Source organism: Streptomyces sp. NPDC048197, assembly GCF_043202395.1.
Lineage (GTDB): Bacteria > Actinomycetota > Actinomycetes > Streptomycetales > Streptomycetaceae > Streptomyces > Streptomyces siderophoricus.
The window spans coordinates 58687-80172 of the sequence record NZ_JBIDAJ010000033.1; the positions used below are offsets into that span (position 1 = coordinate 58687).

The window sequence follows — 21486 nt, forward strand, 5'->3', positions numbered from 1 at the left end:
CCGGCATTGGAACCCCGACACCGACAAGGCACTATCTCCCCGTGGCAGAAATCATCACCGTCGACGACCCGGACGACCCGCGGCTGGCCGACTACACCGGCCTGACCGACGTCGAACTGCGGCGCCGGCGCGAGCCCGCGGAGGGACTCTTCATCGCCGAGGGCGAGAAGGTCATCCGGCGCGCCCGGCACGCCGGCTACGAGATGCGCTCGATGCTGCTCTCCTCGAAGTGGGTCGACGTCATGCGCGACGTCATCGACGAGGTCCCGGCCCCGGTCTACGCCGTCAGCCCGGCCCTCGCCGAACAGGTGACGGGCTATCACGTGCACCGCGGCGCGCTCGCCTCCATGCAGCGCACCCCGCTGCCCGCTGCCACCGAACTCCTCGCCCAGGCGCGCCGCATCGTGGTCATGGAGGCCGTCAACGACCACACCAACATCGGCGCGATCTTCCGCAGCGCGGCGGCCCTCGGCATGGACGCGGTGCTGCTCTCCCCGGACTGCGCCGACCCCCTCTACCGCCGCTCGGTCAAGGTCTCCATGGGCGCGGTCTTCTCCGTCCCGTACGCCCGCCTGGAGAGCTGGCCCCGCGACCTGTCCGTCGTACGGGAAGCGGGCTTCAAACTGCTCGCCCTCACCCCCGCCGAGAAGGCCTCCACCATCGACGAGGCCGCCCCGCACACGCTGGACCGCGTCGCCCTGATGCTGGGCGCGGAGGGCGGCGGCCTCACCACCGGCGCCCTGCGCGCCGCCGACGAATGGGTCCGCATCCCGATGGCCCACGGCGTCGACTCCCTCAACGTCGGTGCCGCCGCAGCGGTGGCCTTCTACGCGGTGACGTCGGGACGACCGACTTAGGGGGCGGGGCCTACGGGGGCCACGCGGGCCGTATGACCCGTGGGTCCGTACCGCCTGTACGCGCCCGTACTGCCCGTAACGCCCGTACGTTCGCGCCCGTACTGCCCGTACTGCCCGTAACGCCCGTAACGCCCGTACGTTCGCGCCCGTACTGCCCGTACTGCCCGTACCGCCCGTAACGCCCGTACGTACGCGCCCGTACTGCCCGTACCGAACTCGGAATACCGCCACGCCCCGCCACGTTGTCGGCCCCGAGGGGGCCCTCGCGCCCCTTAGGGGATCTGTTCCCCTAACCCCTAAGGGCCCGCCCACCACCCCTCCGCACGCCTACCGCGCGTCCAAGCCCCCGCCCCGCGCCGGCTGACCTCCACCCGGAGCGGCCGGGCTCCCGGCCGGAGCGAGCGGAGCCAGCCGTTCCATCCCCTCGGTCCCCATTCCGCGGGCCGGTCCCTGGCAGCCCTGGGCCGCCGCGATCCCCAGTGCGACCAGCAGCGTCACCACGACGAACACGATGACCCGCTGACGCAGCAGCCGGCGGTCGGGGCCGGGCCGGCGCCCGCCCGAAGTCGTACGGACCGGGGTGCGCGAACCGTTGCGCCCCGTCGGCCGGGCCGCCGGACCGCGCCGGGCATTCCGCCCCGCGGTACGCGGATTCTTCCTCGCACCGGTGCCCGCACCGGCACCCGCACCCGTACCCGCACCGGAAGCCGGTCCGCCCGGCCGGCCACCGGCCCCGTCCCGCGGTGCCGGCGGACGCACCGCATGCGGGCGCGGCGCGGAACCGCCCGCCGTCCGCCGCTCGGTGCGCTGGCGCGCGTACTCCTCGGCCCGCTGCCCGGTCGGCCGGTCCGACGGACGGCGCTCCGCCCGGCTCCATCCGGCCCCGCTGCCGGGCCCGTTGTGCAGCAGGCCGCCCGGCAGACCGCCCGAGGGTCCGCCCGACAGACCGTGCGCCTCACGGGCCGCGATCTCCTTGAGCCGCAACGACAGCGACAAGGTGCTGGGCCGGTCCGCCGGATCCTTGGCCAGGCACGACGCGAGCAGTGGCGCCAGCGCGTCCGGCACCCCGGCGAGCTGCGCCTCCTCGTGCACCACCCGGTAGAGCATGACCTCCGAACTGCCCTGCCCGAACGGGGAGTCCGCGGTGCAGGCGTACGCCAGCGTGGCGCCCAGCGCGAAGATGTCGGTGGCGGGGGTCACCGCGGCGCCGCGTACCTGTTCCGGTGCCAGGAAGCCCGGCGACCCGACGGCCGTACCGACATGCGTGAGGGTGCTGGCACCGGTCGCCCAGGCGATGCCGAAGTCGATGATGCGCGGGCCCTTGGGCGACAGCAGGATGTTGGACGGCTTCAGGTCGCGGTGCACCACGCCCGCGTCATGGACGGCCAGCAGCCCCTCGGACAGTGCCGCGCCGACGGAAGCGACCTGCGCGGGGGAGAGCGGCCCCTCCTCGTTGACCTTGTCGTGCAGCGACGGGCCGGGGACGTACTGGGTGGCGAACCACGGGCGGTCCGCGTCCAGATCGGCCGCGACCAGCCGCGCCGTGCAGCCACCGCGGATCCGGCGGGCGGCGGACACCTCGCGGGCGAACCGCGAGCGAAATTCCTGATCCTCCGCCAGGTCCGGCCGGATCACCTTCAGCGCCACCCGCTGACCGCGCTTGTCCGAGCCGAGGTAGACCACGCCCATCCCGCCCGCGCCGAGCCGGCGGTGCAACCGGAACGTCCCGACGACACGCGGGTCCTCGCGCCGGAGCCGCATCATCGCCATGTCCGTCCCCTACCTGCGGTGGGAGGCCCCTCCGCTGCCAACCGTCTGACGTGGCACAGCTTACGGATTGACGGCTCGCTGTGCTGAGAGGCCGCGCATGCGTCGGCAACCGGATTGTCGGTGGCGGGTGCGATCCTCGGAGTGCGGGAGGGGAAAGGGGCGCGGGGCGGCCCGGTTTTCCGCCCGCGCGCTCAATGATCGTTCACATAAGGGGGATTGAGCGGACGAAAGGTGATCGAGGCCGAATGCCGGAGATGCGGGGCACGGCTCCCGGCGGCGGACGGCGCCGGCGTGCGCAGCGGCCGGCGGCTGCCGGACGGCGGGGCGCGGGGGAGCCGCCGACGTGAGCGAGGTCACGCACGACCGGCCGCCCGGACCTGCGGCCCGGCGGGCTCCCCCGGGGGATGTCCCGGGTTCCTCAGGGGTGTTCTCCACCCAGGGGAGTACGTGACGCCCGGTCCCGTCATCCTCCTGGAGGCCGCCCAATAGGTACGACGGCATGACGCCTGCCCCGCGCCGCGTGCCTAGTGTTGTCATCAAGCGGCGGGCGCAGCGCTCGTCCCCCGAGGTCAGACGCCCGCCGCTCCAGAGACGACGGGAGCGGACGATGGATCGGACCTCAGGACGGACGGCCCTACGGGCGCAGGGGCGCAAGGCCGCCGCGGCGCTCGGCGGCCACCAGTCCTCGGGCACCCGCCATCCCCTCGTCGCGGTGGTCATGGTGCTGCCGTTGGCGATCCTGCTCGCCGTGGTCTTCGGCGGCTGGGAAGCCGTCATCACACAGGCGTCGTCCGTGGCCGGAATGCTGGGGCGCTGAGCGGCGCCCCGGTCCCGGGAGAGCGGCCCGGGACGGGGACCTCCGGCTGAATACCCCGTGGGGACGGGGGTGCGGCGGACGGCACGAACGGCCGGGCATCTGGGGAGATGCCCGGCCGTCGAGCTTCCGCCCCCACCACCCACCGAACCGAGACTCTGCCGAGCGGCCCTGGCCGCGTAGGCACGCGCCCCGCCACTGCGCGGGTCCCGTCCGCCCCTCCCCGCCTCCACACGCCGGCCTGACGCCCCGCCCGCCTGCCCCGCCGCGTACGATCCCCGTCGGGTCCGACCGGCGACCGGGCAAGGCCCCACACCGACGCAGGCCCGGGGGAGGGGAGTCATGACCACACCGCTGGCCGTCCGCCTGGCCGCCCTCGCGGCATCCTCCGGCCCCGATGGCCCCGATGGCCCCGACGGTCCGGACGGCCCCCCACCCGCACCACCGGCCCCCGAGACACCTGCCGATCGCCCCCGCACGCCCACGGACCACACCCACACCCACACCCACACTCCCACCCATCCGCCCGCCGACCACCCCCAGGCTCTCGCCCAGGTCCTCGCCGACCGCCCCGACGGCACGGTCGTCCGCAGTGGCCGTACGGTCGCCAAGGCGCACGCTCCCGACGCCGACCCGCAGGACCTCGCCGCTCGTCTCCGGATCGCCGCGCACCCCCTCCTGCACGGGATCCTGCTGCCCCCGCTCCCGCTCACCGCCCCCGGCGGTTTCCTCCTCCTCGCCGACGACGGCCGGGCGCTGACCCGCTGGCCGTACGGCAGCCCGGTCGCGCCCGACGACCCGGACGCGGCGCCCTGGGAGGACGCTGCCCGCCTGCTGGCCCGGCTGCACCGTGTCGATCCGCGCCAACTCCCCGGCCCGGTCCCGCCGATGCGCGGCCCCACCAAGGCCGCCCGCGCCCTGACCCGGCTGCGCGGAGCGTTGGCCAACGGCCCTGCGGACGCCGTTCCGCGGCCCCTGCGCGCGGCCGCCGCGGCCGTCGAACAGGCCTGGTACGGGCTCCCGCCCTGGGCCCGGGACGAGGCCCCACCGCCGCGTGCGGCGTCCCTCTGCCACGGCGACCTCCACCTCGGCCAGCTGGTCCGCCACCCGGCCAGCGGTGGCCGCTGGCTGCTGATCGATGTCGACGACCTCGGCCTCGGCGACGCGGCCTGGGACCTGGCCCGTCCCGCCGCCTGGTTCGCCACCGGCCTGCTCGCCCCGGACATCTGGACGCGCTTCCTGACCGCCTACCGCGCGGCGGGTGGCCCGGCCCTGCCCCCGCACGGGGACCCCTGGGCCGAACTGGAGGTCCCCGCCCGCGCCCTGACCGTGCAGACCGCCGCGCTCGCCGTCACCAAGGCCGTCACCGGGGAACGGGCGCTGGACGAGGCCGCGACCGCCGTCATCGACGCCTGCGCCCGGATGGCGTCCCTGCCGCAGCAGTTGGCACCCGGCGGGCCCGTCGTACGCTGAACCCCACGCCACCGGAAGGCCGTTCCGGTGGCGCCGCGCCGAGCGGCAGCGAACGACAGGAGTTGAGCCGACGATGCAGTGCCCCAAGTGCCATGCACCGATGCACACGTACAACCGCAATGGCGTCCAGATCGAGCAGTGCGCCGGCTGCCGAGGGATCTTCCTCGACTTCGGGGAGCTGGAGGCGCTGACCCGCCTGGAGTCGCAGTGGGTCCAGCAGGCCCCGCCGCCGCCCGCCCCGCAGGCGTACCCCGCCGCGCCCGCCTGGGGCGCACCGCACCACGGTCACCACGGCCACCATGGGCATCACGGTCATCACCGGGGCCTCGGCCACATGCTGTTCTCGTCCTGAACCGTCGCACCCGGCCCGGCCGGCACGGCCACAGCCGGCCGGCCGGCGACCGGAGCCCGTGACCGGCACGGCACGGCACAAAAGCCGAGGGCCGGAGCGAAACGCTTCCGGCCCTCGGCTGCGTGTGGACGATACTGGGATTGAACCAGTGACCTCTTCCGTGTCAGGGAAGCGCTCTCCCGCTGAGCTAATCGTCCTCGGGACCATGGATCGCGAAGACCCACAGCTGCGTGCGCGATACTGGGATTGAACCAGTGACCTCTTCCGTGTCAGGGAAGCGCTCTCCCGCTGAGCTAATCGCGCGGGGCCCGGTGGAGCCGGGCAGTGGACGATACTGGGATTGAACCAGTGACCTCTTCCGTGTCAGGGAAGCGCTCTCCCGCTGAGCTAATCGTCCTTGGAGGTGGAGACGGGATTTGAACCCGTGTAGACGGCTTTGCAGGCCGTTGCCTCGCCTCTCGGCCACTCCACCAGGAGTGAGGGGGTTCGGGAAGATCCCCCACATCGAGCGGACGACGAGACTCGAACTCGCGACATCCACCTTGGCAAGGTGGTGCTCTACCAACTGAGCTACGTCCGCAGGTGACTCTCCCAGACTACGTCCGGGAAGCTACCGGGCCCCCGGGGCGCTTCCGCGTCCCGGCGACGTGTTGAACTCTAGCGGATTCCGGGGCCAGTACAAAAACGCGTTTGTGCAGCGTGCTGCGCTGCTCGCCCGGCACAGGCGCGCCCGGGGCCCCCGCCATAGACTCGCTGACGTGCACGACTTCGCTCCCATGGCCCGCTTCGGCGGCCTGATAGCCACCGATCTACGGGACGTGACCAGCGATCCCGCGGCCCTCGACTCGACGGGCTGGTGGGCGGTGGCCGCCGACTTCGAGGGCCAGGTGGTCTGCGCCCGCTTCGCCGACGTACGCCCCGCCACCCCGGCCGACGCCCCCGCCCCCGGCGCCTGGCACGGCCCCGCACGGAGCGCCTGGGGCAGCTCCCTGGACCGCGACGCCTACGTCCGCGGCGTACGGCGGGTCCGGGAACACATCGCGGCCGGCGACGTCTACCAGGTGAACCTCTGCCGGGTGCTGAGCGCCCCGCTGCCCGACCCGGACGGGGCCGATGTCGACGCGCTGTCCGCGGTGCTGGCCCGCGGCAACCCCGCCCCGCACGCCGGCACGATCCGGCTGCCCGGCCACGGCGTGGAGATCGCCAGCGCCTCCCCCGAGCTCTATCTGCGGCGGGACGACCGCGCCGTGTGGTCCGGGCCCATCAAGGGCACCGGACGGACCGCCGCGGACCTTTCGGACAAGGACCGGGCGGAGAACGTGATGATCGTGGACCTGGTCCGCAACGACCTCGGCCGGGTCTGCGCCACCGGAACCGTCACCGTCCCGGCACTCTGCGCGGTCGAGGAGCACCCCGGCCTGGTGCACCTCGTCTCCACGGTGCGCGGCGAACTGGACCTCGCCAACGAGAAGAGCACCTGGGCCGACCTGCTGGACGCCACCTTCCCGCCCGGTTCGGTCACCGGCGCCCCCAAGTCCAGCGCCCTGCGGATCATCGACGAACTGGAGACCGCACCCCGCGGACCGTACTGCGGCGGCATCGGCTGGGTCGACGCCGACCGCCGCACCGGCGAGCTCGCGGTCGGCATCCGGACCTTCTGGATCGACCGCACCGCCGCCGGCGGACCCCTCCTCCGCTTCGGCGCCGGGGCCGGGATCATCTGGGACTCCGACCCCGAGCGGGAATGGGCGGAGACCGAACTGAAGGCGAGCCGGCTGCTCGCGGTAGCGTCGGGACGCAACGAGCCGAGCGGAGGAGAGCGATGAGGATCTGGCTGGACGGGGCACTGCGGAACGCCGAGGACGCCCGGGTCTCGGTCTTCGACCACGGGCTGACCGTCGGCGACGGCGTCTTCGAGACCGTCAAGGCGGACCACGGACGCGCCTTCGCCCTCACCCGCCACCTGGAACGCCTCGCCACCTCCGCCCGCGGCCTCGGCCTGCCCGAGCCCGACCTCGACGAGGTGCGGCGCGGCTGCGAGGCCGTCCTCGACGCCAACCCCATGCCGCTGGGCCGGCTGCGGATCACCTACACCGGCGGCGAGTCCCCGCTCGGCTCGGACCGCGGCGACGCCGGCCCCACGCTGGTCGTCGCGCTCTCCGCGACCACCCGCCGCCCCGACACCACCGCCGCCGTCACCGTCCCCTGGACCCGTAACGAACGCGGCGCGCTGGCCGGCCTGAAGACCACCTCCTACGGCGAGAACGTGGTCGCCCTGGCGCGCGCCCACGAACAGGGCGCCACCGAGGCGCTGTTCGCCAACACCGTCGGCGCGCTCTGCGAGGGCACCGGCTCCAACGTCTTCGTCGTCCTGGACGGCGAACTCCACACCCCGCCGCTCTCCTCCGGCTGCCTGGCGGGCATCACCCGCGCCCTGACCGTCGCCTGGGCCGGCGCCAAGGAGACCGATCTTCCGCTGGACGTCCTGGAGCGGGCCGACGAGATCTTCCTGACCTCCACCCTCCGCGACGTGCAGGCCGTGACCCGGATCGACGGCCGCCAACTGGCCGACGGGCCGGGCCCGGTGACCGCCGAGGCCATGCGGATCTTCGACGAGCAGTCCGCCGCCGACATCGACCCGCGCTGAGCACCGGCCCCCGTACAGGGTGATGACGGGCCCGCACACGGGCGAGTAGAAAGTCCCCGTGACCACTACGCTGCGCCCCGCGGGACCCGAGGAACACCACGACGACGGCACCCGGGCCCGCCCGTACGACGTCTGCGTCAACAGCCGGCGGGTCGGCACGGTCCGGCTGTCGACCGACGCCCGTTTCGGCCCGACGGCCGGCCGGATCACCTACCTGGCCATCGACCCGCCGGACCGGCACCGCGGCCGGGCCACCGTCGCGGCGCTCGCCGCCGAGGAGGTGCTGCGCGGCTGGGGATGCCGCCAGATCGAGGTGACCGTCCCGGCCGAGGCGGAGGCCGCGCTGCGGCTCGCGGCGGCCCTGGGCTACACCGAGCGCAGCCGCACCCTGTGCAAACCCCTCGACGCGCCGCCGCGGCTGCCCGGGGACGTCGCCGACCGGCCGCTGGACGAGGCGGAATACCCGGCCTGGCGGGACGCCGCGCTCGCCGAGCACATCCGCACGCAGACCGGCCAGGGGATGTCCCGGGCCCGCGCCGAGGACATCGCGGTGAAGGGCCACCACGCCCTGCTGCCGGACGGGGCGGAGACCCCCGGCCAGGTCCTGCGGATCCTGTCCCACGACGGCGCCGACGTCGGCAGTCTCTGGCTCGCCCTGCGGATGCCGGAGCAGCCGGGCGGCTACGTCGTCGACGTGCGGGTGGACCCCGGCCACCGGGGGCGGGGGCACGGCCGCACCCTGATGCTGATCGCCGAGCGCGAGAGCCTCGCGGCCGGCCGCACCACCCTCGGCCTCAACGTCTACGCGGGCAACGCACCGGCCCTCGGCCTCTACGAGTCGCTGGGCTACCGGCCGACCGGGTACCTGCTGTGGAAGCCGATCCTGTAGGGCGGCCGCGGCGCGCTCCGGCGACCCTGGCGGCCCGGCCCCGGCCGGCTCGTTCCTGCCCCGGCTCAGTCCTGGCCGGCCAGCAGGCGGTCGGCGATCTCCTCGATCCGGGCGCGCAGCCCCTCCTGGCTCCTGCCGCCGTCCAGCCGCTCCCCGCCGATCACGTACGTCGGGGTTCCGGTCACGCCGATCGCCTTCCCCTCGGCCTCGTCGGCGTCCACGATCAGCAGGTGCCGCCCGTCGATCAGCGCGGTCTCCAGCTCCTCGCCGTCCAGCCCCAGCTCACCGGCGACCTCCAGCAGCAGCTTCTCGCCGCGCGCCGCGAGCTCCTCGGTGCGCGCCAGCACCGCCTCGACGTACGGCCAGCCCTGCCCCTGCACCAGCGCCTCCTCGGCGGCCTGGGCCGCGGCGTAGGCGTGCTTGTGCTTCGCCAGGGGGAAGTGGCGCAGCCGGATGTCCAGCCGGTCGCCGTAGCGCTCGCGCAGCGCCCGCAGGTCCGTCAGCGCGGCGTGGCAGTCCGGGCACTGCAGCTCACACCACACGTCGAGGACGGGACGGGCGGGGGCGGGGGTGGTGGCGTCGTTCATGGGACCAGTCTTCCAGCCCGCCCCCTGGTGGCCGAACCCGGACCTGAGGATGAGGGTGACCCCGAGAAGACCCTGAAGCCGGTGCCGGAACATGGCCCGGGCGGGCCCGGACAGGGCAGGATGGAGGGGAGCAGAGGGACTGCTCGCCCTTCCACCGGCAGGAGGACCGGATGCTGACCTCGACCGTCTGTGCCGCGGTGTCGGCAGCGGGCCTGGGCATCGCCGCGCTGACGGCGTACCGCAAGCGATTCCTCGCCGCGACCCGCATCGCCGCCTTTTCCCTGATCCCGATCGGCCTGGTGATGACCGGCGTCATCGACTGGGTCACCAACATCGTCTTCAAGCCCACGGTCTGGGCGGGCTTCGGCCTGCTCGCGCTCTCGTTCCTGCTCTTCATGGTCAGCCGGGCCGTCGAGCGCCGCCGCGGCGGGATCGGGGCCCGCAAGGACCGCAAGGCGGCCGGGGGCGCCACGCCCGACGCGGTGGCTCCGGGTGCCTCCATACCGTCCCTCGGCGCGGGCCGTACGGCCGACCGGCCGGCCGGCAAGGGTAAGGCCCCGCAGGCCGCCGGCGCTCCCAAGGATGACTTCTCGGACATCGAAGCGATCCTGAAAAAGCACGGGATCTGATGAACTCCCGCTGCTGAGGCCCCCTTTGGGCGCCCTCGGAAGATCACGTGCGCCATGATGCGCGCGAGATGAACGATGAGTGCGCCCTCGCCCAAGACGACGCCCCGTCCCCCGAACCCCGCGGCTGCCTGTTCGCGTTGTCCCAGCCGCCGCTGATGCTCTTCCTCGCCGTCATCGGCTGCCTGCTCCTCCTCGGCGCCGTACACGACCTCTTCATCCTGTGAGGCCGGCGTACGGCCCGCCCGCACCCGCCGGGGCAGCCGTCGGCCGGTTTGCGCCGGCCGTCAGCCCGCGGCCTCCCGGCGCCGTGCGCGGTAGGCCGCGACATGCAGCCGGTTGCCGCAGGTGCGGCTGTCGCAGTAGCGCCGCGAACGGTTGCGGGAGAGGTCGACGAACGCGTACCGGCAGTCCGGCGCCTCGCAGCGCCGCAGCCGCTCGCGCTCGCCGGCCACGACGAGGAAGGCGAGCGCCATCCCGCCGTCCGCGGCCATCCGGTCGGCCACGGAGGCGCCCGGCGCGAAGTAGTGCACGTGCCAGTCGTAGCCGTCGTGGTCGGTCAGCTGCGGGGTGGTGCCCGCCGAGGCGACCAGCGCGTTGAGCCGCGCGGCCGCGGTGCGGTCGTCCTCGGCGGCGAAGACCTCGGCGAAGCGCGCCCGGACCCGGCGCACCGCCGCCAGGTCGTCCGGGCCGAGCGTGCCCACGACGCTGAAGTTGTTGCGGCGGGCGAAGTCCTCGACGGCCGGCACGGCGGTCAGGCTGTCCGGCGCGCCGGGCGCCTCGCCCTCCGGAGCGGTGTTGAGCAGATCGACGACCGCGTCCAGCGCGCACCGGGTGTCATGGGTGATCATCACGGTTCCGCTCCCTGGCAGGGTGGGGCCGGACGGGTACCGCCCCCGGGTGTCGTGGCCGAATGGTCGCCGACTCTAGCGCCTGGGACAAGCTTCGGCGCCGTCCCCCGCGGTGGCTCCGCGGCGACGACGCCGAACACTGCCGTATGAACTTGTCGGTCCTGCGCCGTCTCCCCGAGTCGGACGGGCGCAAGTGTGAGCGGATGGGTGCTTTCGGTAACCGTGCTGCGTCTCAGCTCTCCGCGAGGATGTGGGACAGCTCCGTGTCGAGATCGAAATGCCGGTGCTCCGTACCGGGCGGTACGGCGGCATCCGTCCTTTTGAGAAACGACTCGAGAGCCCGCGCGGGGGCTTCGAGCAGGGCTTCGCCTTCCGGGGAGCTCAGGGCGATGCAGACCACGCCCTGCCCGTGGCTCCGGGACGGCCATACGCGGACGTCTCCGGTGCCGGTGGGCCGGTGCAGACCCTCGGCGAGGAGGTCGCGGGCGAACACCCACTCGACGGTCTCCTCGGCTCCGGTATGGAAGGTGGCATGCACGGCGTAGGGATCGGCCGTGTCATACCGCAGGCCCGCGGGTACAGGCAGTGAGGACTCGCTCGACACAACGAGGCGCAGGTGCAGCTCGCAGCTGACCGTGGTGTTCATAAGCGCCAGGGCCTTTCGCTCAGTGTGCGCTCGGGGATTCGCACGTCGGCGAAATCGACATGCCACCTACGGTGCCGTTGTAAACCCCTCTGACGGTTTTGGGTGGCTTCAGGTACCTCTTACGGCGGATTGCGGGATCGTCCCCGTCGGTAATTCCGCGGACCCCTCCCGTCCGGTAAGTTTGACCGTATGAATACGGTGAGTAACGGGGGACCGGGAGTACTCGAGGAGGAGACCGTGCCGCCCGAGCAGCCGCTCGGCTCGCGAGCGCCGCATTTCATCAAGCGCTCCCGGCCGCTGCATCTGAGCTGGCAGGTCGGTGTCTTCGTCGTCGGTCTCGCGGTGGTCGGCGGCGGAGTGATCCTGCTGCCGCTGCCGGGCCCCGGCTGGCTGGTGATCTTCGCCGGTATGGCGATCTGGGCGACCGAATTCGTCTGGGCCCAGCTGGTCCTGCGCTGGACCAAACGCAAGGTCACCGAAGCGGCCCAGAAGGCGCTCGACCCCAAGGTGCGGCGCCGCAACATCATCCTGACCACCCTCGGCCTGACGATCATCGCCGCCGGGGTCGCGGTCTACGCGTGGAAGTTCGGCCTGGTGCTGCCCTGGAACGTCGCCGAGTGACCGGAACGTGGTCACAAGTGCCCGCCGACGTGGGGTAATGTTGGCGGTGCGCCCGGGCGATTAGCTCAGTGGGAGAGCGCTTCGTTCACACCGAAGAGGTCACTGGTTCGAACCCAGTATCGCCCACGTCACAAGGGGCGGCGGGTACTCGCAGACGATGCGGGTCGCGCCGCCCCTTTTGCGTGTCCCCGCGCACGACGGCCCGCCGGACGCCAAGTCGCCGGGCCCTCGCCGTTGTTGGGCGCCCGCCGCCGTGCGGGGCGCACACTGGGCTCATGCCCGACTGCTCCCGCCGGCTGCACCGCTACCGCTTCCGCAGCGTCTGGCAGCTCCACGCCCCGCCGGCCGTCGTCTACGCCGTCCTGGAGCGCGCCGAGAGCTACCCGCAGTGGTGGCCGCAGGTGCGCGAGGTGACCCGGATCGACGACCGGAGCGGGACCGCCCGCTTCCGCTCCCTGCTGCCGTACGACCTCAAGGTGGTGGCCGCCGAGCAGGTACGGGACCCCGGCGCCGGGGTCCTGGAGATCGTGATGCGCGGCGACCTGGCCGGCTGGGCGCGCTGGACCGTGGTGCCCGGTGCCGGCGGCACCCGCGCCGTCTTCGAGCAGGACGTCGAGGTCCGCAAACCGCTGATGCGCCGGGTCGGGCTGCTGGCGCGGCCGCTGTTCCGCGCCAATCACGCCCTGATGGTGCGGGCCGGGCGGCGCGGGCTGGCCCGCTGGCTGGCCCGGACCTGAGGAAATTTGATGGAACGCCCGCGCGGCCTGTATTGTTCAGGTCGTTCGCGAGGGAAACCACGCCGGACACCCGGGCGATTAGCTCAGTGGGAGAGCGCTTCGTTCACACCGAAGAGGTCACTGGTTCGAACCCAGTATCGCCCACCGGGATCAAGAACCGGGCCACCAAAAGGTGGCCCGGTTCTTTTTGTTGAGTGATGCGGAGGCGGAGTTCCGTAGTGGGGAGTTCCGTTCGGCGGAGTTCCCCTGCCGGCGCGTTCCGCCGTCACGAGAAGCGACCCGGAAACGGAATTCCGCCCGTTTCTTTCCCGGCCGGCCGACCGGTTGCCGGACGGTCGTGCGGAATTCCTGATGCTGAATCAGGCCGCGATCAGGCCGCGGCGGGGAGTTCGGGACGCAGCGGCCAGTGCGGATCCACCGATTCCGGACTGCCGCTGCGTGCGAACCAGGCCTGCAGCCCCCGGGCCTGGGCCGCGTACCAGACCGCCTGCCGGGTGTGCAGCTCCGCCGGGTGCAGGCTCCCCAGGCGGTCCGAGAACCGGTGCCCCAGGGCACGCACCACCTGCAGCGCGGCCAGCGCGTCCGCGGCCGCGTCGTGCGCCTCGGTCAGCTCGACCTCGTACTGCGCGCACAGATCGGCGAGCGTGCGGCGGCCCTTGCGATAACGGTCCAGATGTTTGTCCAGCACCCGGGGGTCCAGCACGCGCAGCGGATGGGCGCCCAGATACGCGTTCAGCGAGCTGGCGCGGTGCCGCTTCAACTCGCGTTCCAGCAGGGTGAGATCGAACGGGGCGTTCATCACCACCAGCGGACGGCCGGCCACCGACTGGGCGGCCAGGGCCCGCGCCACCTCCTCCACCACCGGCGCCGGCCAGCGGCCGTGCAGGGCGAGGTGGTCGGCCGTGAGACCGTGCACCGCGACGGCGGCTTCCGGTATCTCGACGCCGGGATTGATCAGCCAGCGGGTGACGCGGGGCGCCGAACGCGGGGTCTCCTGGACCACCAGCGCGGCGGAGACGATGCGGTCCCGCTCGACGTCGATCCCCGTCGTCTCGGTGTCGAAGGCGGCAAGAGGGCCGTCATACCAGCACGGCATCATCCCAACTCCTCGTGCTCGTACGGGGGATGGTGGCGCAATACCACCCGAGCAGGTGATACCCGAGCGCACCGGTGGTCGAACCGTCCTTGTTTGCGGACCACTTGACGCGGAGACAACCACAGGGACGGGCCACGCGATCCGCCGGTTCCCCGTCATCTCCGACGCATTCATCTCCGCGCACCCACCGAGCCCGGAAGGCATGCCCGCGATGACCATCGCGCAGCCCGAACCGGGCGGGCTGTCCCCCGCCAGCGGGAGGTACCCCCCGCCCGCCACCACACCGCAGCGCGGCGGACTCGCGACGACCGCCTGCATGGAGACGCTCCAGGTGGGCTATCTGCACGCGGTCGCGGCCGCCTCCGGCTGCTCGCTGGCCCAGCCCTTCCCGGACAACGGCATCGACTGGCACGTCAGCCACGGCGCACCCGGACACACCGTCGACGACGAGGTCACCATCAAGGTGCAGCTCAAATGCACCTACCAGACCGCCCCGCGCCCGCCCGGCCCGACCTTCGCCTTCACCCTCGACAACGACCACCTGGTGAAGCTGGCCCGCACGCCCGTGTCGGTGCACAAGATCCTCGTCGTGATGCTGGCCCCGCGGACCCAGGAGGAGTGGCTGCGGGCCTCCCACGACCGGCTCGAACTGCGCCACTGCTGCTACTGGATCAACCTGGCCGGCCATCCGGTGACCGGCCGGCGCAGGACCACTGTGCGGATCCCGACCACGCGGATCTTCGACGACCGCGCGCTCTGCGAAATCATGACCCGGGTCGGGGCGGGAGGGAGACCGTGATGTACCGGCCGATCGACGAACCCCCTGCGCGGCCGCTGGATCCCGCGCGGCTCGACCCCGCCGTCCTCAGCGCGCTGCTGGCCCGGCACGGCTGGCGCCGCCGGGGCGGGGCCGCCGGCCACTACGCCCGCTGGACCCCGCCCGGCGGCCTGGGCGGCACCAGCCTGCTGGTCCCGCACGACCGCCGCTTCCCCGACAGCGCGGAGCTGCTCGCCGAGGCCCTGGCGGCGCTCTCGCGGTCCGCCGCGCCCTCCGCCCGCGAGGTGCTGACCGGGCTGGCGGTGCCCAGTGACGAGGTCGGCTGGGAGCGCGAGGTCCCCGACGGCGGCCCGGTCGCCGCGCGCTGGGTCGCCCAGGAGCAGCTGCGCGGCGCGGCCCGCGCGATGCTGGTCGCCGGGGCGCTGGGCACGTACGGCCGGGCCGGCTATTACGGCGCCCGGCACAAGCGGCAGGCCGAAGGGTTCCTGGGCGAGGTCCTGGTCGGGCCCGCGACCGCCGGCCGGCGGCTGACCGCCTTCGTCCCGGCCGACGGCGGCCGCACGGCGGTCGCCGGGCTGCAGCGGGCCCTGCACGCCGCCCGGGACGCCACCGACTACCAGCGCGCCACCGGCGGCATGGAGGCCTACGACGCGGCCGTCGAGCTGGGCGTCTGCCACGAGCTGGTGCAGGCGCTGATCGCGCTCGTACGGGACGCGGAGGGGGTGCGGATCTCGGTCGAGTGGTCACCGGCGGCCGGTCCGCCGGCCGGCTGCCCGGCCCGCCCGGAACCGGTCGAGTTCTCGCCCGGCGACCTCCCGGCGCTGGAGCAGGCCGCCCGGCGCTACGTCCGCGACGAGCCCTCGCTGCCGGTCCGGGTGACCGGCGCGGTCGTACGGCTGCGCCGGGAACGGCCCGGCGGCCCCGGCACGGTCCGGCTGCGGGTGCTGACCGGGGCCGACGTGGTCCAGGTGCGGGTCGCACTGGGGGAGGAGGACTACCGCATCGCGGGCCACGCCCACCTCGTGGGACTGCCGATCCGGGTCAGCGGCAGACTGGAGAGCCGGGGCGGTTTCCGCCGGATCACCGGGGGCCGCGACGTCACACCGGTCCAGGTCGACGAGGCGGAACGGGACCGGCTGCTGAAGTCCCTCCAGGAGAATCTCGACTTCTTCGAGGAGGCGTGCGGAGCCGACGACTGACCGCCCGCTGACCGGTGCCGGGGAAACCGTTTCGCGGTCGGGTGCGGCGGCTCGGTACGATTCGGCTGCGCAGCAAACGCTGACGCGAAAGAGACATGAGTCAGGAGAGACCGGTGTCAGACGTCCGTGTGACCGTCCAACGCGATTCCGAGCGGGAAGAACGCGTGGTGACCACGGGCACTACGGCCGCCGACCTCTTCCAGGGTGAGCGCAGCATCGTCGCCGCACGGGTCGCCGGGGAGCTGAAGGACCTGGCGTACGAGGTCGCCGACGGCGATGAGGTCGAGCCGGTCGAGATCTCCTCCGAGGACGGCCTGAACATCCTGCGGCACTCCACCGCGCACGTGATGGCGCAGGCCGTGCAGGAGCTGTTCCCGGAGGCGAAGCTCGGCATCGGCCCGCCGATCAAGGACGGCTTCTACTACGACTTCGACGTCGAGACCCCGTTCCACCCGGACGATCTCAAGCGCATCGAGAAGAAGATGCAGGAGATCCAGAAGCGCGGACAGAAGTTCGCGCGCCGCGCGGTCAGCGACGAGGCCGCCCGCGAGGAGCTGGCCGACGAGCCGTACAAGCTCGAACTGATCGGCCTCAAGGGCTCCGCCGCGGACGCCGCCGAGGGTGCCTCCGCCGAGGTCGGCGCCGGCCAGCTGACCATCTACGACAACCTCGACGGGAAGACCGGCGAGCTGTGCTGGAAGGACCTGTGCCGCGGTCCGCACCTGCCCAGCACCCGCGCCATCCCGGCGTTCAAGCTGATGCGCTCGGCGGCCGCGTACTGGCGCGGCAGCGAGAAGAACCCGCAGCTCCAGCGGATCTACGGCACCGCCTGGCCGACCAAGGACGAGCTCAAGGCGTACCTGGAGTTCCTCGCCGAGGCCGAGAAGCGCGACCACCGCAAGCTCGGGGCGGAGCTGGACCTGTTCTCCATCCCGGAGGAGCTGGGCTCCGGGCTCGCCGTCTTCCACCCCAAGGGCGGCGTGGTGCGCCGGGTGATGGAGGACTACTCCCGCAAGCGGCACGAGCTGTCGGACTACGAGTTCGTCAACACCCCGCACATCACCAAGGAAGCCCTCTTCGAGACCTCGGGGCACCTGCCGAACTACGGCGAGGCGATGTTCCCGCCCCTGGAGTTCGACGGGCAGAACTACCGCCTCAAGGCGATGAACTGCCCCATGCACAACCTGATCTTCAAGGCCCGCGGCCGGTCGTACCGCGAACTGCCGCTGCGGCTCTTCGAGTTCGGCACGGTCTACCGCTACGAGAAGTCCGGCGTCGTGCACGGCCTGACCCGGGCGCGCGGCTTCACCCAGGACGACTCGCACATCTACTGCACCAAGGAGCAGATGGCGGACGAGCTGGACAACCTGCTCACCTTCGTCCTCGACCTCCTGCGGGACTACGGCCTGACCGAGTTCGAGCTGGAGCTCTCCACCCGCGACCCGGAGTCCGACAAGTTCATCGGCGAGGACGCGGAGTGGGAGGAGGCCACCGAGGCGCTGCGCCAGGCGGCCGAGAAGCAGGGGCTGCCGCTGGTGCCGGACCCGGGCGGCGCCGCCTTCTACGGCCCGAAGATCTCGGTGCAGGCGAAGGACGCCATCGGCCGGTCCTGGCAGATGTCGACCATCCAGGTCGACTTCCAGCAGCCCGCCCGCTTCGGTCTGGAGTACACCGCGGCGGACGGCTCCAAGCAGCAGCCCGTCATGATCCACCGTGCGCTCTTCGGCTCGATCGAGCGGTTCTTCGCGGTCCTGCTGGAGCACTACGCGGGTGCCTTCCCGGCCTGGCTGGCGCCGGTCCAGGCGACCTGCATCCCGATCGGCGACGCGCATGTCCCGTACCTCCAGGAGTTCGCCGCGCAGGCGAAGGCCAAGGGGCTGCGGGTCGAGGTGGACTCGTCCTCGGACCGGATGCAGAAGAAGATCAGGAACGCCCAGAAGTCCAAGGTGCCGTTCATGATCCTCGCGGGCGACGAGGACATGGAGCACGGTGCGGTGTCCTTCCGCTACCGCGACGGGTCGCAGGAGAACGGCATTCCGCGTGACCAGGCCATCGCCAAGCTGCTGGACGTGGTCGAGCGCCGCGTCCAGGTGTGACGCTCGTGGCGTGACCGAGGGCCCCGGGAGAGCATCCGCTCCCCGGGGCCCTCTCACGTCTCGCCCTCCCGGCGGAAGCGGCGCACCAGCCAGGAGGAGAAGGAGCCCACGACCGCGCCGACCAGGGCCACGCCGACGAACATCAGCACCGCGCCGGTGACCCGGCCGCGGGCGGTGACCGGGGTGATGTCGCCGTAACCGGTAGTGGTCAGGGTCGAGCACGCCCACCACACCGCGTCGCCGAAGGTGCGGACGGTGCTGCCCGGGGCGTGCCGTTCGTCGTGGTAGACGGCGAGGCTCGCGGCGAAGCCGAGCAGCAGGGCGGTCAGGCCCGTGTAGGCCATCACGCGGGCCTCCAGGGCGAGCCGGGGGTGGTCCCGGCGGCGCTGCATCCGGTCGTGCGTCTCGACCAGCCGCAGCGGCCGGAGCAGCGGCAGGACGGTCACGATCAGGTCCAGCCAGTGGGTGCGGACGAAGCGCCGCCGGTCGTCGCTGAGCAGCAGCCGGGCCAGGTATTCGGCGACGAAGAGGCCCCAGGTGCCGACGGTGACCAGCGCCCAGAAGGTCTGCCAGCCGGGGGACAGGCCGGGCACCAGCACCTGGACCGCGTAGGAGGCCAGGAAGAGCAGCGAGGCGGCGAGGAGGTACGGCTCGGCGGCGCGCTCCCACTCCCGTCGCCGCTGTTCCCTGTCCACCGGCCCAGCATCGTCCAGCGGCCGGTGCGATACGCCCCAACGACACGCTGCCAATGGGCGACGCCATATGCTGGCCCGTATGACAAGCGAGCCGGAGCAGCAGATCGGAGTCGGGACGCAGGACGCCTTCCAGCGCCTGTGGACGCCCCACCGGATGGCCTACATCCAGGGGGAGAACAAGCCGAGCGGCCCGGGGGCCGACGACGGCTGCCCGTTCTGCACGATCCCGGCGAAGTCCGACGAGGACGGGCTGGTGATCGCCCGCGGCGAGCGCGTCTACGCGGTGCTGAACCTGTACCCGTACAACGGCGGTCACCTCATGGTCGTCCCGTTCCGGCACGTGGCCGACTACACCGAGCTGGACGAGGCGGAGACCGCGGAGCTGGCGGAGTTCACCAAGCGGGCGATGACCGCGCTGCGGACCGCGTCGGGGGCGCACGGCTTCAACATCGGGATGAACCAGGGCTCGGTGGCCGGTGCGGGCATCGCGGCCCACCTGCACCAGCACGTGGTCCCGCGCTGGGGCGGCGACACGAACTTCATGCCGGTCGTCGGGCACACCAAGGTGCTGCCGCAACTCCTCGCCGACACCCGGGCGATGCTGGCCGCCGCCTGGCCCGCGTAGGATGCCCGCCGCCGTCCGGGAGGCCCGCCGGGGCCGGCCCGGAGGCGACACGTACGAGGGCGAATCGGATAGATCGCCCTAATTCGGATTAGTTGCCTCTCTAATGGGGTGGTGACTTCCCCAGATCGTCGCTCGGTGCTGCGCGCGGCCGCCTCGGCCGCTGCCGCGGGTGCGCTGATGTCGGGCTGCGACCCCCACCGCGACGAGGAGCGCGGCCCCGCACGGGACGCCGGCCCGAGCCCGTCCCCGGCGGACGGGGGAACGCACCGGCCGGCCCACGCCGCGCGCCCGCCCACCCGGGTGCCCGGCCTGCCCGCACAGATCGAGAACGGCCCGCGCGACGCCCGCGCCGTCGCGCTGACCTTCCACGGCCGGGGCGACCCGAAGCTGGCGACCGCCCTGCTGGACGAGGCCGAGCGGGCCGGCGCCCGGATCACCGTGCTCGTCGTCGGCGACTGGCTCGACGCCCAGCCGCAGATGGCCCGCCGCATCCTCGACGGCGGCCACGAACTGGGCAACCACACCCTGCACCACCGCGACATCTGTGCCCTGCCGGCCGCCGACGCCTACGCCGAGATCACCGGCTGCGCCGACCGGCTGCGCCGGCTCACCGGGACCATCGGCAGCTGGTTCCGCCCCTCGCAGACCCGGCGCGCCACCGACCTCGTGACACAGCTGGCGCGCAAGGCCGGCTATCCGCACGTCCTCTCCTACGACGTGGACTCCCTCGACGCGAACGAACCCGGCGCCCCGGCCGTCCGGCGCACGGTCCTGGACGCGGTCCGGCCGGGCTCGGTCGTGAGCCTCCACCTCGGGCACGCCGGCACGGTGGCCGCGCTGCCCCCGATCCTCGACGGCCTCCGCCGGCGCGGACTGCGCGCGGTGACGACAACGGAGCTAGTGACCTGATGGCTGACCGCAACCGTACCCACGACCGTAAGAGCCCCCGCGTCCGCCGCCGGGCGTCCGCGCTGCTCGCCGTGGCCTGCGCGCTGGTGGCGGCGGCCTGCAGCGGGGAGGGCAAGCCGGCCGGGCAGAGCCCCCGGCCGGTCGAACGCGCGCCGGTCAAGGCCGCCAAGCCGGGACTGCCGGGCATGCCGCCACTGATCGACGAGCACGACCTGTACGCGGCCGACCGGCCGGGCAAACTGGTGCCCGAGGTCAAGGACTTCCCGCCGCGGATCTACGTGCCCAACACCGGCTCCGACACGGTCAGCGTCATCGACCCGAAGACGTACAAGGTCATCGAGACCATCCCGGTGGGCGTCCAGCCGCAGCACGTCGTGCCGTCCTGGGACCTGAAGACGCTCTGGGTCAACAACAACCGGGGGCACGACCTGACCCCGATCGACCCGGCCACCGGCAAGGCCGGCCCGCCGGTCAAGGTGCACGACCCGTACAACCTCTACTTCACGCCCAACGGCAGGTACGCCGTCGTGATGGCCTCGATGGACCGCCAACTGGTCTTCCGCGACCCGCACACCATGGAGATCCGCAAGACCCTCCCGGTCAACTGCGCCGGCGTCAACCACGCCGACTTCTCGCCGGACGGCCGGTACTTCATCGTCTCCTGCGAGTTCTCCGGGGAACTGCTCAAGGTCGACACCGAGAAGATGAAGGTCATCGGCCAGGAGAAGCTGCCGTTCGACGGGGCGATGCCGCAGGACGTGAAGATCTCCCCGGACGGCCGGACCTGGTACATCGCCGACATGATGGCCGACGGCATCTGGGTCATGAACGGCGACACCTTCGACCGGCCCAAACTCATGCCGACCGGCAAGGGTGCCCACGGCCTCTACGTCAGCCGCGACTCGCGGTACATGTACATCTCCAACCGCGGCGAGGGCTCGATCTCCCTGCTCGACTTCACAACGGGAGAGCTCGTCGACAAGTGGCACATCCGCGGCGGCGGCAGCCCCGACATGGGCGGACTGTCCATCGACGGCAAGGTGCTGTGGCTGTCCGGCCGCTACAACTCCGAGGTCTACGCGCTCGACACGAAGACCGGCAAGACCCTCGCCAAGATCCCGGTCGGCCAGGGCCCGCACGGCCTGGCCGTCTACCCGCAGCCCGGGCGGTACTCCCTGGGGCACACCGGCATCTTCCGGTGACCCCGGGGCCGCCCGG

The 21486-nt window shown here is 72.6% G+C and carries 23 protein-coding genes and 7 tRNA genes; 19 read left to right on the top strand and 11 right to left on the bottom strand.

The window, feature by feature from the left end; all coding sequences use genetic code 11:
* Positions 1–41 precede the first annotated feature (41 nt).
* The gene (locus tag ACGF4C_RS31400; protein WP_393570793.1) at positions 42–857 is read left to right on the top strand and encodes a TrmH family RNA methyltransferase; all 816 of its coding nucleotides are present in this window, start codon (positions 42–44) and stop codon (positions 855–857) included.
* Between the two features lie 327 nt (positions 858–1184).
* On the opposite strand, the gene ACGF4C_RS31405 is transcribed toward ACGF4C_RS31400, so the two are convergent.
* Positions 1185–2627: a serine/threonine-protein kinase gene (locus ACGF4C_RS31405; RefSeq protein ID WP_393570795.1), complete on the bottom strand. Its 1443-nt coding sequence runs from the start codon at positions 2625–2627 to the stop codon at positions 1185–1187.
* Between the two features lie 607 nt (positions 2628–3234).
* Here ACGF4C_RS31405 and ACGF4C_RS31410 point away from each other — a divergent pair.
* The 3 genes from ACGF4C_RS31410 to ACGF4C_RS31420 all read left to right on the top strand — a co-directional run bounded on the left by ACGF4C_RS31410 (position 3235) and on the right by ACGF4C_RS31420 (position 5266).
* Entirely contained in the window at positions 3235–3444 is a 210-nt protein-coding gene (locus ACGF4C_RS31410; RefSeq protein ID WP_030413103.1) for a hypothetical protein, read from the top strand.
* 339 nt (positions 3445–3783) lie between these two features.
* Positions 3784–4914, top strand: coding sequence for a phosphotransferase family protein (locus tag ACGF4C_RS31415; protein WP_393570798.1), 1131 nt, complete (start codon positions 3784–3786; stop codon positions 4912–4914).
* Positions 4915–4987: 73 nt separating this feature from the next.
* Positions 4988–5266: a zf-TFIIB domain-containing protein gene (locus ACGF4C_RS31420; RefSeq protein WP_030415290.1), complete on the top strand. Its 279-nt coding sequence runs from the start codon at positions 4988–4990 to the stop codon at positions 5264–5266.
* A 125-nt stretch (positions 5267–5391) separates the two neighbouring features.
* On the opposite strand, the gene ACGF4C_RS31425 is transcribed toward ACGF4C_RS31420, so the two are convergent.
* The 5 genes from ACGF4C_RS31425 to ACGF4C_RS31445 all read right to left on the bottom strand — a co-directional run bounded on the left by ACGF4C_RS31425 (position 5392) and on the right by ACGF4C_RS31445 (position 5846).
* Positions 5392–5463: transfer RNA gene (locus tag ACGF4C_RS31425), tRNA-Val, on the bottom strand.
* A gap of 34 nt (positions 5464–5497) precedes the next feature.
* Positions 5498–5569, bottom strand: a tRNA-Val gene (locus ACGF4C_RS31430).
* A gap of 22 nt (positions 5570–5591) precedes the next feature.
* Positions 5592–5663: transfer RNA gene (locus ACGF4C_RS31435), tRNA-Val, on the bottom strand.
* A 1-nt stretch (position 5664) separates the two neighbouring features.
* Positions 5665–5738: transfer RNA gene (locus ACGF4C_RS31440), tRNA-Cys, on the bottom strand.
* A gap of 35 nt (positions 5739–5773) precedes the next feature.
* A tRNA-Gly gene (locus ACGF4C_RS31445) sits at positions 5774–5846 on the bottom strand.
* A gap of 196 nt (positions 5847–6042) precedes the next feature.
* Here ACGF4C_RS31445 and ACGF4C_RS31450 point away from each other — a divergent pair.
* Genes ACGF4C_RS31450 through ACGF4C_RS31460 form a run of 3 tightly spaced genes read left to right on the top strand, consistent with a single transcriptional unit; the run spans position 6043 to position 8802 of the window.
* Complete coding sequence (locus tag ACGF4C_RS31450; protein ID WP_393570838.1) at positions 6043–7092, top strand: chorismate-binding protein; 1050 nt, start codon at positions 6043–6045, stop codon at positions 7090–7092.
* A complete protein-coding gene (locus ACGF4C_RS31455; RefSeq protein WP_393570800.1) occupies positions 7089–7913 on the top strand; it encodes an aminotransferase class IV in 825 nt (274 codons plus the stop codon). The genes ACGF4C_RS31450 and ACGF4C_RS31455 overlap by 4 nt, the downstream gene beginning before the upstream one ends.
* A 58-nt stretch (positions 7914–7971) precedes the next feature.
* A complete protein-coding gene (locus ACGF4C_RS31460) occupies positions 7972–8802 on the top strand; it encodes a GNAT family N-acetyltransferase (RefSeq protein ID WP_393570802.1) in 831 nt (276 codons plus the stop codon).
* Between the two features lie 65 nt (positions 8803–8867).
* Here the strand turns inward: ACGF4C_RS31460 and ACGF4C_RS31465 are convergent, their stop codons facing one another.
* Complete coding sequence (locus tag ACGF4C_RS31465) at positions 8868–9389, bottom strand: DsbA family protein (RefSeq protein ID WP_393570804.1); 522 nt, start codon at positions 9387–9389, stop codon at positions 8868–8870.
* A gap of 170 nt (positions 9390–9559) precedes the next feature.
* On the opposite strand from ACGF4C_RS31465, the gene ACGF4C_RS31470 reads away from it, so the two are divergent.
* Together ACGF4C_RS31470 and ACGF4C_RS31475 are read left to right on the top strand one after the other, a co-directional pair.
* Positions 9560–10018 (top strand): hypothetical protein, encoded by a 459-nt coding sequence (locus ACGF4C_RS31470; protein WP_393570806.1) that lies wholly within the window; start codon positions 9560–9562, stop codon positions 10016–10018.
* Positions 10019–10086: 68 nt separating this feature from the next.
* A complete protein-coding gene (locus ACGF4C_RS31475) occupies positions 10087–10242 on the top strand; it encodes a hypothetical protein (protein WP_199812568.1) in 156 nt (51 codons plus the stop codon).
* A 60-nt stretch (positions 10243–10302) separates the two neighbouring features.
* On the opposite strand, the gene ACGF4C_RS31480 is transcribed toward ACGF4C_RS31475, so the two are convergent.
* Positions 10303–10869 carry a CGNR zinc finger domain-containing protein gene (locus ACGF4C_RS31480; protein WP_393570809.1) on the bottom strand — a complete coding sequence of 189 codons (567 nt, stop codon included), beginning with the start codon at positions 10867–10869 and terminating at the stop codon, positions 10303–10305.
* 229 nt (positions 10870–11098) lie between these two features.
* Positions 11099–11512 carry an SsgA family sporulation/cell division regulator gene (locus tag ACGF4C_RS31485; RefSeq protein ID WP_003959770.1) on the bottom strand — a complete coding sequence of 138 codons (414 nt, stop codon included), beginning with the start codon at positions 11510–11512 and terminating at the stop codon, positions 11099–11101.
* 189 nt (positions 11513–11701) lie between these two features.
* Here ACGF4C_RS31485 and ACGF4C_RS31490 point away from each other — a divergent pair, with 189 nt between their 5' ends.
* From ACGF4C_RS31490 to ACGF4C_RS31505, 4 genes are all read left to right on the top strand, one after another.
* Positions 11702–12133, top strand: a complete 432-nt coding sequence (locus ACGF4C_RS31490) for a TIGR02611 family protein (RefSeq protein ID WP_393570811.1) — start codon at positions 11702–11704, stop codon at positions 12131–12133.
* Positions 12134–12187: 54 nt separating this feature from the next.
* A tRNA-Val gene (locus tag ACGF4C_RS31495) sits at positions 12188–12259 on the top strand.
* Positions 12260–12408: 149 nt separating this feature from the next.
* Entirely contained in the window at positions 12409–12870 is a 462-nt protein-coding gene (locus ACGF4C_RS31500) for an SRPBCC family protein (RefSeq protein ID WP_393570813.1), read from the top strand.
* 72 nt (positions 12871–12942) lie between these two features.
* Positions 12943–13014: transfer RNA gene (locus ACGF4C_RS31505), tRNA-Val, on the top strand.
* Between the two features lie 226 nt (positions 13015–13240).
* Here the strand turns inward: ACGF4C_RS31505 and ACGF4C_RS31510 are convergent.
* Positions 13241–13966, bottom strand: a complete 726-nt coding sequence (locus ACGF4C_RS31510) for an exonuclease domain-containing protein (RefSeq protein WP_393570815.1) — start codon at positions 13964–13966, stop codon at positions 13241–13243.
* Between the two features lie 211 nt (positions 13967–14177).
* Here ACGF4C_RS31510 and ACGF4C_RS31515 point away from each other — a divergent pair, with 211 nt between their 5' ends.
* The 3 genes from ACGF4C_RS31515 to thrS all read left to right on the top strand — a co-directional run bounded on the left by ACGF4C_RS31515 (position 14178) and on the right by thrS (position 18039).
* Positions 14178–14765 carry a DUF4365 domain-containing protein gene (locus ACGF4C_RS31515; protein ID WP_393570817.1) on the top strand — a complete coding sequence of 196 codons (588 nt, stop codon included), beginning with the start codon at positions 14178–14180 and terminating at the stop codon, positions 14763–14765.
* On the top strand, positions 14765–15943 hold the full coding sequence (locus ACGF4C_RS31520; RefSeq protein ID WP_393570819.1) for a hypothetical protein: 1179 nt from the start codon (positions 14765–14767) through the stop codon (positions 15941–15943). The genes ACGF4C_RS31515 and ACGF4C_RS31520 overlap by 1 nt, the downstream gene beginning before the upstream one ends.
* A 113-nt stretch (positions 15944–16056) precedes the next feature.
* Positions 16057–18039, top strand: a complete 1983-nt coding sequence (gene thrS, locus ACGF4C_RS31525) for a threonine--tRNA ligase (protein WP_393570821.1) — start codon at positions 16057–16059, stop codon at positions 18037–18039.
* Positions 18040–18092: 53 nt separating this feature from the next.
* Here the strand turns inward: thrS and ACGF4C_RS31530 are convergent, their stop codons facing one another.
* Positions 18093–18734, bottom strand: a complete 642-nt coding sequence (locus tag ACGF4C_RS31530; RefSeq protein WP_393570823.1) for a potassium channel family protein — start codon at positions 18732–18734, stop codon at positions 18093–18095.
* A gap of 67 nt (positions 18735–18801) precedes the next feature.
* Here ACGF4C_RS31530 and ACGF4C_RS31535 point away from each other — a divergent pair, with 67 nt between their 5' ends.
* From ACGF4C_RS31535 to ACGF4C_RS31545, 3 genes are all read left to right on the top strand, one after another.
* Complete coding sequence (locus tag ACGF4C_RS31535; RefSeq protein ID WP_393570825.1) at positions 18802–19359, top strand: HIT family protein; 558 nt, start codon at positions 18802–18804, stop codon at positions 19357–19359.
* A gap of 135 nt (positions 19360–19494) precedes the next feature.
* On the top strand, positions 19495–20268 hold the full coding sequence (locus ACGF4C_RS31540; protein WP_393570840.1) for a polysaccharide deacetylase family protein: 774 nt from the start codon (positions 19495–19497) through the stop codon (positions 20266–20268).
* Positions 20268–21470 carry a YncE family protein gene (locus ACGF4C_RS31545; RefSeq protein ID WP_393570827.1) on the top strand — a complete coding sequence of 401 codons (1203 nt, stop codon included), beginning with the start codon at positions 20268–20270 and terminating at the stop codon, positions 21468–21470. Before ACGF4C_RS31540 ends, ACGF4C_RS31545 begins: the two co-directional genes overlap by 1 nt.
* Positions 21471–21486 lie beyond the last annotated feature (16 nt).

Bases quoted from the DNA above. Each gene is read 5' to 3' on its own strand.
- ACGF4C_RS31490 (WP_393570811.1), top strand. From the start codon at position 11,702: ATGAATACGGTGAGTAACGGGGGACCGGGAGTACTCGAGGAGGAGACC.
- ACGF4C_RS31405 (WP_393570795.1), bottom strand. From the start codon at position 2,627: ATGGCGATGATGCGGCTCCGGCGCGAGGACCCGCGTGTCGTCGGGACG.
- ACGF4C_RS31420 (WP_030415290.1), top strand. From the start codon at position 4,988: ATGCAGTGCCCCAAGTGCCATGCACCGATGCACACGTACAACCGCAAT.
- ACGF4C_RS31500 (WP_393570813.1), top strand. From the start codon at position 12,409: ATGCCCGACTGCTCCCGCCGGCTGCACCGCTACCGCTTCCGCAGCGTC.
- ACGF4C_RS31475 (WP_199812568.1), top strand. From the start codon at position 10,087: ATGAACGATGAGTGCGCCCTCGCCCAAGACGACGCCCCGTCCCCCGAA.
- ACGF4C_RS31450 (WP_393570838.1), top strand. From the start codon at position 6,043: ATGGCCCGCTTCGGCGGCCTGATAGCCACCGATCTACGGGACGTGACC.
- ACGF4C_RS31410 (WP_030413103.1), top strand. From the start codon at position 3,235: ATGGATCGGACCTCAGGACGGACGGCCCTACGGGCGCAGGGGCGCAAG.
- ACGF4C_RS31535 (WP_393570825.1), top strand. From the start codon at position 18,802: ATGCTGGCCCGTATGACAAGCGAGCCGGAGCAGCAGATCGGAGTCGGG.
- ACGF4C_RS31465 (WP_393570804.1), bottom strand. From the start codon at position 9,389: ATGAACGACGCCACCACCCCCGCCCCCGCCCGTCCCGTCCTCGACGTG.
- ACGF4C_RS31520 (WP_393570819.1), top strand. From the start codon at position 14,765: ATGTACCGGCCGATCGACGAACCCCCTGCGCGGCCGCTGGATCCCGCG.
- ACGF4C_RS31415 (WP_393570798.1), top strand. From the start codon at position 3,784: ATGACCACACCGCTGGCCGTCCGCCTGGCCGCCCTCGCGGCATCCTCC.
- ACGF4C_RS31515 (WP_393570817.1), top strand. From the start codon at position 14,178: ATGACCATCGCGCAGCCCGAACCGGGCGGGCTGTCCCCCGCCAGCGGG.
- ACGF4C_RS31455 (WP_393570800.1), top strand. From the start codon at position 7,089: ATGAGGATCTGGCTGGACGGGGCACTGCGGAACGCCGAGGACGCCCGG.
- ACGF4C_RS31545 (WP_393570827.1), top strand. From the start codon at position 20,268: ATGGCTGACCGCAACCGTACCCACGACCGTAAGAGCCCCCGCGTCCGC.
- ACGF4C_RS31470 (WP_393570806.1), top strand. From the start codon at position 9,560: ATGCTGACCTCGACCGTCTGTGCCGCGGTGTCGGCAGCGGGCCTGGGC.
- ACGF4C_RS31510 (WP_393570815.1), bottom strand. From the start codon at position 13,966: ATGCCGTGCTGGTATGACGGCCCTCTTGCCGCCTTCGACACCGAGACG.
- ACGF4C_RS31485 (WP_003959770.1), bottom strand. From the start codon at position 11,512: ATGAACACCACGGTCAGCTGCGAGCTGCACCTGCGCCTCGTTGTGTCG.